The sequence below is a fragment of the Bacillus cereus group sp. MYBK95-2 genome (genome assembly GCF_051915225.1).
Classification (GTDB): domain Bacteria; phylum Bacillota; class Bacilli; order Bacillales; family Bacillaceae_G; genus Bacillus_A; species Bacillus_A cereus.
The window spans coordinates 1027250-1042734 of record NZ_JBQAEH010000001.1 but is presented as its reverse complement, the minus strand read 5'-3'; the positions used below and the strand labels follow the sequence as shown (position 1 = coordinate 1042734).

The window sequence follows — 15485 nt, the reverse complement described above, 5'->3', positions numbered from 1 at the left end:
TTATGGTGAAAGTCTCAATTTATCATTTTAAAATACATAAAAAATGAAGTGATTCATGTTGAATAGGCATCGATATATCATGTATAACGATAGGTTTAAAGGTATTTTTGTTTGGAAATGAGTTCATTATTTTCAGAAAGGAAGTGCAAACATGATTAGTCAGTCAACGTTATTTTTATTCATACTACTTATTATAGGACTTATTGCGAAAAACCAATCGCTTACTGTGGCTATTGGTGTGTTATTTTTATTGAAGTTTACGTTTTTAGGAGATAAGGTCTTTCCTTATTTACAAACGAAAGGAATTAACCTAGGTGTAACGGTCATTACAATAGCGGTGCTCGTACCGATTGCGACGGGGGAAATAGGTTTTAAACAACTTGGAGAAGCGGCAAAATCTTATTATGCGTGGATTGCTTTAGCTTCAGGTGTAGCGGTCGCTTTGTTAGCGAAAGGCGGCGTACAATTGTTGACAACGGATCCCCACATTACAACTGCGCTTGTTTTTGGGACAATTATAGCGGTTGCGCTATTTAATGGGGTTGCTGTTGGTCCGTTAATTGGGGCTGGAATTGCCTATGCGGTTATGAGTATTATACAAATGTTTAAATAAGGAATTTTATAGTAATATAAAATTTTTGAATTCTTTCTGTTCACAAAAGTCAGATAATTGTTTATAATAGGATTAGAAACTTTGAAAAGTTACATAACAGCAGAGACTTTACACCAGATAAAATAAAAACAACATAAAACAATTTTATAATGATATTGTTTTATGTTGTTTTTATCATAAAACTCTTCGGAATGTATTTTCCTCACTAACTTGTTGTTTTGAGCGTGAGGATTCGGGGAGACATTCACGCTCATGCTTTCCATGTAAACAATGGACAATAAGAGGGGAACATCGCAACAAATTTGCATGATCGTGCATTTTGCTTGCCTAAAGAGTGAACGGGCGTTCATAATTCATAAGGGGAGCAAATAGATATAAGGAGCAAGGTTGGGAGAATTTTCAGGAAAAGGAGAGAATGTCATGACTGTTATTCGAGGTTTAGAAGGGGTAGTAGCAACAACATCATCTGTGAGCTCTATTATTGATGATACATTAACTTATGTTGGGTATAATATTGATGATTTAGCTGAGAATGCTACGTTTGAAGAAGTAGTGTACTTATTATGGCACCGCAAGCTTCCTAATGAAAAAGAACTAGCGGAATTTAATGAAATTGTATCAGAATACTATAAAGTTCCAGGTGAGATTTTAACATATTTGAAACAAGTAGATTTAAAAATTGCACATCCGATGTCGGTTTTACGAACTGCAATTTCCATGCTATCATTATACGATGAGAGCGCTGAAATTATGGACGAAAAGTCCAATTATTTGAAAGCGGTTAAATTACAGGCGCAAGTGGGAACTTTAGTTGCTGCTTACGCGAGAATCCGTAAAGGTTTAGATATTGTTGAGCCAAGAAAGGATTTATCATTAGCTGCAAACTTCTTGTACATGTTAAATGATCGCGAGCCAAATGAAGTTGAAATTGAAGCTTTTGATAAGGCGCTTGTACTTCATGCAGATCATGAGTTAAACGCTTCTACATTTACTGCACGTGTTTGCGTAGCTACACTTTCAGATGTATATTCTGGTATTACAGCAGCAATCGGTGCATTAAAAGGTCCTCTTCACGGTGGGGCAAATGAAAATGTAATGAAGATGTTAACTGAGATTGGTGAAGAAGAAAATGTAGAGTCATATATTCATAATGCTCTTCAAAATAAAGTGAAAATCATGGGCTTTGGCCACCGTGTGTATGAGCAGGGTGATCCACGTGCAAAACACTTACGTGAAATGTCTAAGAGATTATGCGTGCTTTTAGGAGAAGAGAAATGGTATAATATGTCTATCAAAATTGAAGACATTGTAACAAAAGAAAAAGGTCTTCCACCAAATGTTGATTTCTATTCAGCTTCTGTATACCATTGTTTAGGAATTGACCATGACTTATTTACACCTATTTTTGCAATTAGCCGTATGTCAGGCTGGTTAGCTCATATTCTAGAACAATATGAAAATAACCGTTTAATTCGTCCGCGTGCTGATTATAATGGACCAACGCATCAAGTGTATGTTCCAATTGCACAACGATAAGCGAATAACACTATTTTGATAGTGAAAATACGCTTTCAAAAGTCTGATTTTTTCGGAAAGATGTAATGATTAGAATATTTTAATTTGACTAACGGTTTGAACTGAGGGGTTATTCCCTCAGTTTCATACATATGAAATTTCAAACATGGGGGTTATCACATTGACGACAGGTGAAAAAATTACTGTAACTAATGGTGTTATGAATGTACCAAACAATCCGATTATTCCATTTATCGAGGGAGATGGAATTGGTCCTGATATTTGGGCAGCTGCATCTCGCGTACTAGAAGCAGCAGTTGAAAAAGCTTATGATGGTGAGAAGAAAATCGTTTGGAAAGAAGTGCTTGCAGGGGAAAAAGCATTCAACCAAACAGGCGAGTGGTTACCAGAAGAAACTTTAAACTTAATTCGTGAATATTTAATCGCGATTAAAGGTCCACTTACAACTCCAGTTGGCGGTGGTATTCGTTCTCTAAACGTAGCACTTCGTCAAGAATTAGATTTATATGTATGTCTACGTCCAGTTCGTTATTTTGAAGGTGTTCCTTCACCTGTAAAACGTCCGGAAGATACTGATATGGTTATTTTCCGTGAAAATACAGAAGACATTTATGCTGGAATTGAATATGCGCAAGGATCTCCAGAAGCAGAAAAAGTTCTTGCTTTCTTAAAAGAAGCAATGGGTGTTAATAAAATCCGCTTCCCAGAAACATCTGGTATTGGTATTAAGCCAATTTCAGAAGAAGGGACAAAGCGTCTTGTTCGTGCTGCAATTCAATATGCAATTAACGAAAAACGCTCTTCTGTTACATTAGTTCATAAAGGAAACATTATGAAATTTACAGAAGGTGCTTTCAAAAACTGGGGTTACGAAGTAGCGGAACAAGAATTCGGCGACAAAGTATTTACTTGGGCTGAATACGATCGTATCGTTGAAAAAGATGGTAAAGATGCAGCGAATAAAGCGATGGCAGACGCTGAAGTGGCTGGAAAAATCATCGTAAAAGATTCTATTGCAGACATCTTCTTACAACAAATTTTAACTCGTCCACGTGAGTTCGATGTTGTTGCAACAATGAACTTAAATGGTGACTATATCTCTGATGCACTTGCTGCACAAGTAGGTGGAATTGGTATTGCACCTGGTGCAAACATTAACTATGTGACTGGACATGCTATCTTTGAAGCTACACACGGTACAGCTCCAAAATATGCAGGTTTAGATAAAGTAAATCCATCTTCTGTTCTTCTTTCAGGTGTATTATTATTAGAACACTTAGGATGGAACGAAGCTGCGAAATTAGTAACTGCTTCTGTTGAGAAAACAATTGCTTCAAAAGTAGTAACTTATGATTTCGCACGCTTAATGGAAGGTGCAACAGAAGTGAAATGTTCTGAGTTCGCTAATGAACTTATTAAAAACATGGATGTAGCGATAATCAAAAACGCATAATTAAAGCGGGGGGTAAATTATGACAATCAAACGCAAGAAGGTTTCAGTCATCGGTGCAGGATTTACAGGAGCAACAACGGCATTCTTATTAGCACAAAAAGAACTTGCAGATGTTGTATTAGTGGACATTCCACAACTGGAAAATCCAACAAAAGGGAAAGCGTTAGATATGTTAGAAGCGAGCCCAGTACAAGGTTTTGATGCTAACATTATTGGAACATCTGATTACGCAGATACTGCTGATTCTGACGTTGTCGTTATTACAGCAGGTATTGCACGTAAGCCTGGTATGAGCCGTGATGACTTAGTAGCAACAAACTCTAAAATTATGAAAAGTATTACGCGCGACATTGCAAAACATTCACCAAATGCAATTATTGTTGTGTTAACAAATCCAGTTGATGCAATGACATATTCTGTATTTAAAGAAGCAGGATTCCCGAAAGAGCGTGTAATCGGCCAATCGGGTGTATTAGATACAGCTCGTTTCCGTACATTCATCGCACAAGAATTAAATCTTTCTGTAAAAGACATTACAGGATTTGTTCTTGGCGGACACGGTGACGACATGGTACCTCTTGTGCGTTATTCTTATGCAGGCGGTATTCCGTTAGAAACGTTAATTCCGAAAGAGCGTTTAGAAGCAATCGTAGAACGTACACGTAAAGGTGGCGGTGAGATTGTAGGCTTATTAGGAAACGGTAGTGCATATTACGCACCAGCAGCTTCTTTAGTTGAAATGACAGAAGCAATCTTAAAAGATCAACGCCGTATATTACCAGCTATTGCGTACCTTGAAGGTGAGTATGGTTATAGTGACCTTTACTTAGGGGTACCAGTAATTCTAGGTGGTAACGGAATTGAAAAAATTATTGAATTAGAACTTCTTGCAGATGAAAAAGAAGCGTTAGATCGCTCTGTAGAATCTGTACGTAATGTAATGAAAGTTCTTGTTTAATAATTGAATAGTAGTGAAAAAGATTCGGGATTCCGAATCTTTTTCTACTATTTACCGAATTGTTTTTTTGAAATAATATGAAAACGCTATCATTTGTAATATCCTATAATGAAACTGTAGATTTATACTATACATTGCCCTCATCATAGTAAATTTCGGATAAGGTATCGCTTTTAGTAGGATAATAAGGTGAAAAAATCGGAGGGGGTTGTAACATGTTAAAGAAAAAAGTTCAAATTGGTCGTAAAATGGATGAAATTACAGTAGGAGAGAAATTATCTATCACTGAAAAAATTGAGGATAAAGATTTGTTATTGTACTTAGGGTTAACGAATGATGCCAATCCATTATATATTCAGCATGATTACGCATCCCAAACTCCGTATGAAAAGCCGATTGTACCAAGCATTATGCTAACGGGAATGATTACAACGGCGGTTACGAAATATTTACCGGGTCCAGGAAGTCATATTACGAGAAAGGACCTTACATTCGTGAAACATGTTCACCATTATGAAACGTTACAAATCCACTTTGAAGTTGTGGCTGTTTCTGAGGAGGAACATACAATTGATATGCTTGTATCTGCTCATGATGAAAAAGGAGAAACTGTTGTGAAAGGTTCATTAACAGTAACGCCACCTTTTAAATCAGTTTCTATTATGGAAAAAGCATTAGATAATTTTTAAAAAGATGAAAATATGAATAGCGCTAGCATACCTTTAATAAGGATGCTAGCGCTATTTTTAGTTGAAGAACCCTTCTTTGAACCCTTCAGCAAATTCTGAGCACCCCGTTTTAATCGTATCCCAGCTCGGAGCGTTAAAAGCAAGGATACATGTGACTGCTAAAGATAGAATGGATAGTATTAGTCGCATAATAGACCTCCGTATATTATTAATTTATATATTAAGATTAATGATATGATTATCGGTAATTGAAGTCAATTAAAGGAGTGGTTTTTTAGGTAAGGTGGAAAAGAGAAGACGTGATCTTTGAAACGGTAAGAGAAGCTGAAGTGTGGGCCAGATGGGGTAGCAAATGAAATGTATGGAAGAGTATTTGATGGATATGAAACACCAGATTATAAAATAGCGTATGCTCTTTCGTTTTTCCTAGCACAAAATTAAGATTTTATAGTTCATACGGAAGTGAGCTTTAAAGAAGAGAGAGCAATCTATAAAGTTTGGCAAAATCCTGTGTAGTTGCAGGTGAATTGTAATTACTTCTATTTTCTCAATTCTACACAAACGCTCTCCATGAATAGACAATTATATTGAGAGGGACCTTGTTTTCTAGTATGATGAGAATAACGGGGAAAATACTAGGATGAAGAAGGTTTCAAGTCTATAACTTGGAGGAAAAGAATGAACAATCGTATTTTAGTAGTTGATGATGAGGAATTTATCTTAACTTTAATCGAATTTAATTTACAACAAGCTGGGTTTGAAGTTATAACAGCGATGGATGGAGAAATGGCGCTTCAAAAAGCGACAACAGAACGCCCAGATTTAATTATATTAGATTTAATGCTTCCGAAAATGGATGGTATGGAAGTGTGTAAAGAATTACGATTGCAGCGCGTTATGACACCGATTTTAATGTTAACGGCAAAAGATGATGAGTTTGATAAGGTGCTAGGCCTTGAACTTGGGGCGGATGATTATATGACAAAGCCATTTAGTCCAAGAGAAGTTGTTGCTCGTGTGAAGGCGATTTTGCGTCGTACGAAATTACAACAAGAAGAACAAGTTGCAGAAGCGCCAGATGAAGATAGCATCACAATTGCAGAACTTAAAATTTTACCGGAATTTTATGAGGCTTATTTCCAAGGAAGAAAGCTTGAATTAACACCAAAAGAATTTGAACTACTTGTGTATCTTGCGAAAAATAAAAGTCGCGTGTTGACACGTGATCAATTACTAAGTGCTGTATGGAATTACGATTTTGCTGGTGATACACGAATTGTTGATGTTCATATTAGCCATTTGCGCGATAAAATTGAACAAAATACGAAAAAACCGACGTACATTAAAACGATACGTGGTTTAGGATATAAATTAGAGGAGCCAAAAGGGAATGAATAAATTTCGTTCCAGGCTTCTTTTTACATTTGTTTCTCTTATTGTATTTATTTTAGTTGGACTAGGTTTATTACTAGAAACTGTGTTTGAAAACTACTATATAGATCATGCTAAAGAGAGAATGGTAAAAGAGACAGAGTATGTTGCGACGTTAGCAGAAGAGCAAGGTTTTGATAATGTCTTAAAAAACCCATACATATTTGAAAAGTTAGAAGAAAAAATACCAGCTTCTATCGTATTTTTGGATGAAAAAAAGAAAGTTCAATATAGAAAAGGACAAGAATTGGCATTTAGTCCAGAGACGATTAAAGAACTTTCTTCGGAAGTGGCAAAACAACGAAGTAAAGTGATTACGAAAGAAACGGATCGAAAGAATGAATTTTATCATGCGGTGTTCGTTCAAGATGTAGAAGGAAAACAAGGATACATTTTGGTGAAAAGTATAATTGATCCTTTAAGAGACGTACATCAAAAAACGTGGGGATTATTAATTATCGGATTTGTCATTGCTTGTCTCGTAGTTGTATTTTTAGGTATGAAAATTACAGGGCAATATATTAGGCCAATTGAATCGGTTACGAAAGTTGCAATTGAATTGGCAAAGGGCAATTATAAAGCACGTGCATACGAAAGTCATTCGGATGAAACTGGAATGCTGAGTAAAGCGATTAATATTTTAGCTCGAAATTTACAAGAGATGACACTTGAACAAGAAATGCAGCAAGATCGTCTGCATACGTTAATTGAAAATATGGGAAGCGGAATGATTTTAATTGATAGCCGAGGATATATAAACCTTGTAAACCGCTCTTATAAGGAAACTTTCCACGTAACAGATGAAGAATATTTAGATCGCTTATATTATGAATCGTTTCATCATACAGAAATTATTGAGCTTGTAGAAGAAATCTTTATGACAGAAGTGAAAGTGCGTAAACAAATGTTATTGCCACTTGGAATTGAACGGAAGCATTTCGAAGTATATGGAGCGCCGATTATCGGGACAAACCATGAATGGAAAGGTATTGTTCTCGTATTCCATGACATAACAGAGTTAAAGAAATTAGAACAAATGAGAAAAGACTTTTTAGCGAATGTTTCTCATGAATTAAAGACACCGATTACTTCTATTAAAGGTTTTTCAGAAACACTTTTAGACGGAGCGATGGATAATAAAAAATTCTGCGAACATTTCTTGCACATTATTTTAAAAGAAAGTGAGCGCATGCAAGGATTAATTGAAGATTTATTAGATTTGTCGAAGATCGAACAACAAGGATTTAAATTAAATATGGGAACCGTTGATATGAAGGGGCTGCTTGAAGATATTCATATGGTACTTGATAATAAAGCAGGAGAAAAAGAAATCTCTTTACAAGTTAATGTATTAAAACGTGCCTCTGTTATTGGAGATCCAAGTCGTTTGAAACAAATCTTTATTAATTTAATTAATAACGCAATCGTATATACACCGGCTGGAGGCGTTGTTTCAGTAGAGTTAGCGGAAGATAAATATAATGCTTATATAAAAGTATCGGATACTGGAATTGGTATTAGTAAAGAGGAAATTCCGCGTATTTTTGAACGTTTCTACCGGGTGGATAAAGCAAGAAGTAGAAATACTGGTGGTACCGGCCTTGGATTGTCGATCGTAAAGCATTTAGTTGAGGCGCATCAAGGTACGATTACAGTAGATAGTGAAGTTGGAGAAGGGACAACGTTTACAGTTGTTTTACCGAAATCAGCAACTGAAAAATAGGATGAAGGATGTTTACAATATATTAACAATGGCTTAATTAAATATTAATAAAGCTCTGTTAATATAATACATGAAAACCCCTTCATCCAAGGAGTAATTTTGGACGAGAATAGTTAAGCTGTTCTCGTCACTTCCCTTTATGCCAATATAAGTCTGTTTTATATATGAAAGAAAATAGCCGTTATTTTTCTTCTCTCTATTAGTCATGTTAATATAGAGAGAGGAAAGGAACGGTTTTTTTCTGTGAAAAAAATCATTTCAAATTTGTATGGGGAGGTTTCAATTTTGGAAAAAAAGGTCGTATTAGTAGATGGTAATAATATCGCGTATCGTGCTTTCTTTGCACTACCGCTTTTAAATAACGACAAAGGTATACATACGAACGCAATTTACGGTTTTACAATGATGTTAATGAGAATATTAGAGGAAGAAAAGCCAACTCATATGTTAGTGGCGTTTGATGCAGGCAAAACAACGTTCCGTCATAAAACGTATAGTGAGTATAAAGGAGGACGTCAAAAGACTCCACCTGAATTATCAGAGCAGTTCCCGTTTATTCGTGAGATGCTAGATGCGTTCAATGTACCGCGTTATGAATTAGAAAATTATGAAGCGGATGACATCATGGGAACGTTAGCGAAAGAAGCGAGTGAGCAAGGGGCAAGTGTAAAAGTTATTTCAGGAGATAAAGATTTACTTCAACTTGTTTCTGATAACACGCTTGTATGTATTCCGCGAAAAGGGATTACAGAAGTGGATGAATATACGAAAGAAGCTTTATTTGAAAAATACAGCTTATCACCAAAGCAAATTATCGATATGAAAGGTTTAATGGGAGACCAATCAGATAATATACCGGGTGTACCAGGAGTTGGTGAAAAAACGGCAATTAAATTGTTAACACAGTTTGGAACGGTTGAAGCGGTGTATGAAAATATAGATCAAGTAAGTGGGAAGAAATTAAAAGAAAAACTGGAAGAAAATAAAGAACAAGCTCTTATGAGTAAGGATCTTGCAACTATTATTACAGATGCGCCGATTACAGTTCATGTGGATGATATGGCGTATAAAGGATATGAAGCAAGTGATGTCATTCCAATGTTCGAGAGTTTAGGATTTACATCTCTTTTAAATAAATTAGGCGTTACGCCAGAAGAAACAGCTCCAGCTGAATTAGATGATATTACATTTGATATTGTGGAAGAAGTTACAGAAGAAATGCTTCAGCAAGATAGTGCGCTTATCGTTGAAGTACAAGAAGATAACTATCATAAAGCAGACATTCAAGGTTTCGGTATTCAAAATGAAAATGGATGTTACTTTATTCAGACAGACATTGCTCTTAAGTCAGATGCTTTTAAAGAGTGGCTTGCAGATGGAGAGATGAGAAAGCATACATTTGATGCGAAGCGTGCAATCGTTGCACTGAAATGGAATGGGATAGATATGCAAGGGATTGACTTTGATCTATTAATCGCTGCTTATTTACTTGACCCGGCTGATACAGATAAAGATTTCCGTACTGTAGCGAAAATGAAAGAAACGCATGCTGTGAAATCAGATGAAGAAGTTTACGGAAAAGGTGCGAAGCGTGCTGTTCCAGAGTTAAAGGTAGTCGCGGAGCATGTGGCTCGTAAAGTGCATGTATTATATGATGTAAAGCAAACATTCGTTGAAGAGTTAAAGAAGAATGAGCAATATGAACTGTTTACAGAGTTAGAATTGCCGCTTGCACGTGTATTAGCTGATATGGAAGTAAAGGGTGTAAAAGTTGATACAGAGCGTCTTCGTAATATGGGAGAAGAACTTGCGGGTAGATTAAAGGAAATGGAACAGGAAATCTATAAGCTTGCGGGAACAGAGTTTAATATTAATTCACCGAAGCAGCTTGGTGTTATTCTGTTTGAGAACTTAAACTTACCGGTTATTAAAAAGACGAAAACAGGTTATTCTACGTCAGCTGATGTACTAGATAAGCTTATGAATCACCATGAAATTATTCCAAATATTTTACATTATCGTCAATTAGGGAAACTAAATTCAACTTACATTGAAGGTTTACTGAAAGTTGTACATGAAGATTCATCTAAAATTCATACTCGCTTTAATCAAGTGTTAACGCAAACAGGTCGATTAAGTTCAACGGATCCGAACTTGCAAAATATCCCGATTCGATTAGAAGAAGGAAGAAAGATTCGTCAGGCATTTGTTCCATCAGAAGAAGGATGGATTATGTATGCGGCTGATTATTCACAAATCGAACTGCGTGTATTAGCTCATATTGCAAATGATAAAGGGCTAGTTGAAGCGTTCCAACATGACATGGATATTCATACGAAAACAGCTATGGATGTATTTGGCGTTGAAAAAGATGAAGTAACTTCAAATATGAGACGACAAGCGAAAGCTGTTAACTTCGGAATTGTGTATGGTATTAGTGATTATGGTCTTTCACAAAACTTAGGAATTACAAGAAAAGCAGCAGCGGAATTTATTGAAAAGTATTTAGAAAGTTTCCCTGGTGTACAAGAATACATGGAGGACATCGTAAAAGATGCGAAACAAAAAGGATATGTAGCTACATTATTAAATCGTCGCCGTTATATTCCAGAAATTACGAGTCGTAATTTTAACTTGCGTAGCTTCGCTGAGCGTACAGCGATGAATACACCAATTCAAGGTACTGCAGCAGATATTATTAAAAAAGCGATGATTATTATGGCAGATCGTTTAGAAGAAGAAGGATTACAAGCGCGTCTTCTTCTGCAAGTACACGATGAATTAATATTTGAAGCACCAAAAGAAGAAATCGAAAAATTAGAGCAGCTTGTACCTGAAGTAATGGAACATGCGATTGAACTTGCAGTTCCGCTGAAAGTTGATTATTCTTACGGTCCAACTTGGTACGACGCAAAATAAGGAAGTGATGAAATGCCTGAATTACCAGAGGTTGAAAACGTCAGACGGACACTTGAAAATCTTGTAACAGGAAAAACGATTGAAGATGTTATTGTTACTTATCCAAAAATAGTGAAACGACCGGATGATGCAGAAATCTTTAAAGAAATGCTAAAAGGCGAGAAGATTGAAAATATAAAGCGAAGAGGAAAGTTTTTGCTTTTATATGTAACGAATTATGTCATTGTTTCACATTTGCGTATGGAAGGTAAGTTTTTATTACATCAAGAGGATGAGCCGATTGATAAACATACGCACGTCCGTTTCTTATTTACAGATGGAACGGAATTACATTATAAAGATGTGAGAAAGTTTGGTACGATGCATCTCTTTAAGAAAGGTGAAGAAATGAACCAAATGCCTCTTGTTGACTTAGGTCCGGAGCCATTTGATGCTGAAATGACACCGCAGTATTTACAAGAAAGATTACAAAAGACAAATCGTAAAATAAAAGTTGTGCTACTGGACCAGCGTCTTTTAGTAGGGCTTGGAAATATATATGTAGATGAAGTTTTATTCCGTTCTCAAATTCATCCAGAACGAGAAGCTTCGTCTTTAACAGTAGAAGAAATTGAGCGAATTTATGAGGCTACCGTTACAACGCTAGGCGAAGCAGTAAAGCGTGGCGGAAGTACAATTCGGACGTATATCAACTCACAAGGGCAAATTGGTTCGTTCCAAGAACTCCTAAATGTATATGGGAAAAAAGGAGAGCCGTGCGTAACTTGTGGCACGATATTAGAAAAAACAGTTGTTGGCGGGCGAGGAACGCATTACTGCCCAATTTGTCAGCCTAGAATATAGAAAAGAGATAACATCGGATAGGCATTTGTCATATACATACAGCAGAGCTATGTATAAGGGAGGAGCTTACCGATGTACCTTTATTTATCTCTTATTTTATTAGCTTTTACATTAAGCTTAGATAGCTGTAGTGTAGGGCTAACATATGGTTTAAGAAGCGTAAGAATTCCACTAAGATCAATTATAATTATCGGAATGTGTTCAGCGGCTGTTATGCTTGTTTCAATGGGAATTGGACATATGATCGCGAAAGTATTTTCACCTGTTATCGCAACGCGTATCGGTGGGCTTGTTCTTATTGGAATAGGGATTTGGGTATTATATCAATTTTTTCGAAGTGAGAAAAAAGAAGAACCGAAGCAAGAGGAGAAGGTCTGGAAATTAGAGATTGCCTCGCTAGGGCTAGTGATTCAAATTTTACGGAAACCGACTGTAGCAGATTTTGATAAATCAGGCACCATTTCTGCAGGAGAAGCATTACTTCTTGGTATAGCTCTTTCTGTAGATTCATTTGGTGCCGGAATTGGTGCATCTTTATTAGGGTATGCACCCGCTATGATGGCGATATTAGTTGCAGTTATGAGTTCTTTGTTTTTATTTATTGGAATGAAACTTGGAACGGTTTTATCAAATATGAAATGGTTACAAAAATTTACATTCCTGCCTGGAGTATTACTCATCATTATTGGAATTTGGAAAATGTAAGTATGGGCGTGGAACATTAGTTTCGCGCCTTTTATTATGAGGAGGATTATTATGACAGTAGTAATTGGATTAACGGGAGGCATTGCAAGCGGAAAAAGTACGGTATCAGAAATGTTTCGTGAACTGAGCATACCAGTTATTGATGCAGATATTATCGCAAGAGAAGTTGTAGAGCGAGGAAAACCAGCATATAACAAAATAGTAGAAGTATTTGGAACGGAAGTGTTACAAGAGGATGGAGAACTAGATCGTCCAAAACTAGGAAGTGTCGTTTTCTATAATGAAGAAAAACGATTGCAGTTAAATAAAATTGTTCATCCTGCAGTGCGTGAGGAAATGAATAGGCAAAAGGAAATGTACATAAAAGAAGGTATGCAAGCGGTTGTGTTAGATATTCCTCTCTTATTTGAAAGCAAATTAACAAGTCTCGTTGACCGCATTTTAGTTGTAGCGGTTAAGCCGCATACGCAATTAGAACGTTTAATGAAACGAAATAACTTTTCAGAAGAGGAAGCAACAGCTCGTATTCAATCTCAAATGCCGTTAGAAGAAAAAATGAAAAATGCAGATGAAGTGATAAATAATGATGGCACAATTATGGGAACGAAAACACAATTGCAGGTAATTTTAAAAAAGTGGAACATTATTGACTAAAAAATTGTGAAATTAATGAAAATGCTTAGTGACATATCCCCTTTTTGTGTTATACTATTATTGGGATTGGAGATAAATAGTATAACGCATTCAAGGGGGATAACATATTATGACTCGTGTGGCAATTAATGGATTTGGACGTATTGGGAGAATGGTATTTCGTCAAGCAATAAAAGAAAGCGCATTCGAAATTGTAGCAATCAATGCAAGCTATCCATCTGAAACGTTAGCACACTTAATTAAATATGATACAGTTCATGGCAAGTTTGACGGAACAGTAGAAGCATTTGAAGATCACTTATTAGTTGATGGAAAAATGATTCGCCTTTTAAACAACCGCGATCCAAAGGAATTGCCTTGGACAGATTTAGGTGTTGAAGTTGTAATTGAAGCAACTGGTAAATTTAATTCGAAAGAAAAAGCAATTCTTCACGTTGAAGCTGGAGCGAAAAAAGTTATTTTAACAGCGCCTGGTAAAAATGAAGATGTAACAATTGTAGTTGGTGTGAACGAAGACCAATTAGATATTACAAAACATACTGTTATTTCAAATGCATCTTGTACAACAAATTGTTTAGCGCCTGTTGTGAAGGTGTTAGATGAGCAGTTTGGAATTGAAAACGGTTTAATGACGACAGTTCACGCTTATACAAATGACCAAAAAAATATTGATAACCCACATAAAGATTTAAGAAGAGCACGTGCTTGCGGACAATCAATCATTCCGACAACGACAGGTGCTGCGAAAGCGCTAGCAAAAGTTCTTCCACATTTAAACGGAAAACTTCATGGTATGGCACTTCGTGTACCAACACCAAACGTGTCTCTTGTTGATTTAGTAGTAGATGTAAAACGCGATGTGACAGTTGAAGCTATTAACGATGCATTCAAAACTGTTGCAAACGGTACGTTAAAAGGTATTGTAGAATTCAGCGAAGAGCCTTTAGTATCTATCGACTTTAATACAAATACACACTCAGCTATTATCGATGGTTTATCTACAATGGTAATGGGTGATCGTAAAGTGAAAGTACTTGCTTGGTATGATAACGAGTGGGGCTACTCTCGTCGTGTTGTAGATCTTGTAACATTAGTTGTTCAAGAGTTAGCGAAACAAGAAAATGTGCAACACATTTAAGTGAATAAGGGAGGAGAGGGCAAGGCAATATTTGCCCTCTTTTTTTAATTTTTTCTGAAAAGGAAAAAAATTATATAAGTATATTTTAAAAAGTGGACATACCACGAAACGTTGTGATTACTGCATTTGTGAATCGTTTATTTTTTTTAGGGAAAAGTAAAGAGGAAAATATGACAGAAAATCGAAAAAACTGTTGTTGCAAAATGAAAATAAACAAAGTATACTAACACTCGTAAACTTAAGAGCTGAGGTACGTAGTCACTACTTAAAGGGTTAGGACCTCTCTGGACTAACTTTCCCCCGTGGTAGTGGAGCAAGCCAAATTGCAAATTAGTTTTCAATTCGAACAGTTAGAATAAATTTACAAGGGGGAACTGTAGAATGGATACTATGGATACGATGGGTCGTCACGTGATCGCTGAACTTTGGGATTGCGATTTCGACAAGCTTAATGACATGCCGTATATTGAACAATTATTTGTGGATGCAGCACTAAGAGCTGGTGCTGAAGTGCGTGAGGTTGCTTTCCATAAATTTGCACCACAAGGTGTAAGTGGAGTAGTAATTATCTCAGAATCACATTTAACAATTCATAGCTTTCCGGAGCACGGTTACGCAAGTATTGATGTTTATACTTGTGGGGATCGTATTGATCCAAATGTTGCTGCAGAATATATTGCAGAAGGTTTAAACGCGAAAACGCGTGAGAGCATCGAGCTTCCTCGAGGCACTGGTAGCTTCGAAATTAAGCAGAGAGAAACAAAAGCTCTTTAAAAAAGAACATAATTGATTTAAAATGTAAAGAGGTGTATAATGCACCTCT

General features: G+C 36.3%; 14 protein-coding genes and 1 pseudogene. 14 read left to right on the top strand and 1 reads right to left on the bottom strand.

Annotated features, from left to right (window positions below; translation table 11 throughout):
* Positions 1-151 precede the first annotated feature (151 nt).
* The 5 genes from ACTFN4_RS05385 (at position 152) to ACTFN4_RS05365 (ending at position 5249) form a co-directional block, all read left to right on the top strand.
* Entirely contained in the window at positions 152-613 is a 462-nt protein-coding gene (locus ACTFN4_RS05385) for a DUF441 domain-containing protein (RefSeq protein ID WP_000625507.1), read from the top strand.
* A gap of 387 nt (positions 614-1000) precedes the next feature.
* Complete coding sequence (gene citZ, locus ACTFN4_RS05380; RefSeq protein ID WP_000503652.1) at positions 1001-2149, top strand: citrate synthase; 1149 nt, start codon at positions 1001-1003, stop codon at positions 2147-2149.
* Between the two features lie 160 nt (positions 2150-2309).
* Complete coding sequence (icd, locus tag ACTFN4_RS05375; protein ID WP_000206898.1) at positions 2310-3602, top strand: NADP-dependent isocitrate dehydrogenase; 1293 nt, start codon at positions 2310-2312, stop codon at positions 3600-3602.
* 19 nt (positions 3603-3621) lie between these two features.
* On the top strand, positions 3622-4560 hold the full coding sequence (gene mdh / locus ACTFN4_RS05370) for a malate dehydrogenase (protein ID WP_000153230.1): 939 nt from the start codon (positions 3622-3624) through the stop codon (positions 4558-4560).
* A 215-nt stretch (positions 4561-4775) separates the two neighbouring features.
* Complete coding sequence (locus tag ACTFN4_RS05365) at positions 4776-5249, top strand: MaoC family dehydratase (protein WP_000914180.1); 474 nt, start codon at positions 4776-4778, stop codon at positions 5247-5249.
* Between the two features lie 57 nt (positions 5250-5306).
* Here ACTFN4_RS05365 and ACTFN4_RS05360 read toward each other — a convergent pair whose 3' ends face one another.
* Positions 5307-5438, bottom strand: a complete 132-nt coding sequence (locus ACTFN4_RS05360) for a hypothetical protein (protein WP_001237022.1) — start codon at positions 5436-5438, stop codon at positions 5307-5309.
* Between the two features lie 110 nt (positions 5439-5548).
* Between ACTFN4_RS05360 and ACTFN4_RS05355 the strand changes: the two are divergent.
* The 9 genes and pseudogenes from ACTFN4_RS05355 to speD all read left to right on the top strand — a co-directional run bounded on the left by ACTFN4_RS05355 (position 5549) and on the right by speD (position 15436).
* A pseudogene (locus ACTFN4_RS05355) lies at positions 5549-5765 on the top strand (hypothetical protein).
* Positions 5766-5927: 162 nt separating this feature from the next.
* On the top strand, positions 5928-6647 hold the full coding sequence (gene phoP, locus ACTFN4_RS05350; protein ID WP_001065220.1) for a two-component system response regulator PhoP: 720 nt from the start codon (positions 5928-5930) through the stop codon (positions 6645-6647).
* Positions 6640-8403, top strand: a complete 1764-nt coding sequence (phoR, locus tag ACTFN4_RS05345; protein WP_001032102.1) for a sensory box histidine kinase PhoR — start codon at positions 6640-6642, stop codon at positions 8401-8403. The genes phoP and phoR overlap by 8 nt, the downstream gene beginning before the upstream one ends.
* A 285-nt stretch (positions 8404-8688) precedes the next feature.
* On the top strand, positions 8689-11322 hold the full coding sequence (gene polA, locus ACTFN4_RS05340) for a DNA polymerase I (RefSeq protein WP_000412802.1): 2634 nt from the start codon (positions 8689-8691) through the stop codon (positions 11320-11322).
* Between the two features lie 12 nt (positions 11323-11334).
* On the top strand, positions 11335-12165 hold the full coding sequence (gene mutM, locus ACTFN4_RS05335) for a DNA-formamidopyrimidine glycosylase (protein WP_086403650.1): 831 nt from the start codon (positions 11335-11337) through the stop codon (positions 12163-12165).
* A gap of 72 nt (positions 12166-12237) precedes the next feature.
* Positions 12238-12870 (top strand): sporulation membrane protein YtaF, encoded by a 633-nt coding sequence (ytaF, locus tag ACTFN4_RS05330; RefSeq protein WP_000281744.1) that lies wholly within the window; start codon positions 12238-12240, stop codon positions 12868-12870.
* Between the two features lie 51 nt (positions 12871-12921).
* Positions 12922-13524, top strand: coding sequence for a dephospho-CoA kinase (gene coaE / locus ACTFN4_RS05325; RefSeq protein ID WP_000219283.1), 603 nt, complete (start codon positions 12922-12924; stop codon positions 13522-13524).
* 109 nt (positions 13525-13633) lie between these two features.
* Positions 13634-14662 (top strand): glyceraldehyde-3-phosphate dehydrogenase, encoded by a 1029-nt coding sequence (locus ACTFN4_RS05320; protein WP_439962112.1) that lies wholly within the window; start codon positions 13634-13636, stop codon positions 14660-14662.
* A 390-nt stretch (positions 14663-15052) separates the two neighbouring features.
* Positions 15053-15436 carry an adenosylmethionine decarboxylase gene (gene speD, locus ACTFN4_RS05315; RefSeq protein WP_002003660.1) on the top strand — a complete coding sequence of 128 codons (384 nt, stop codon included), beginning with the start codon at positions 15053-15055 and terminating at the stop codon, positions 15434-15436.
* Positions 15437-15485 lie beyond the last annotated feature (49 nt).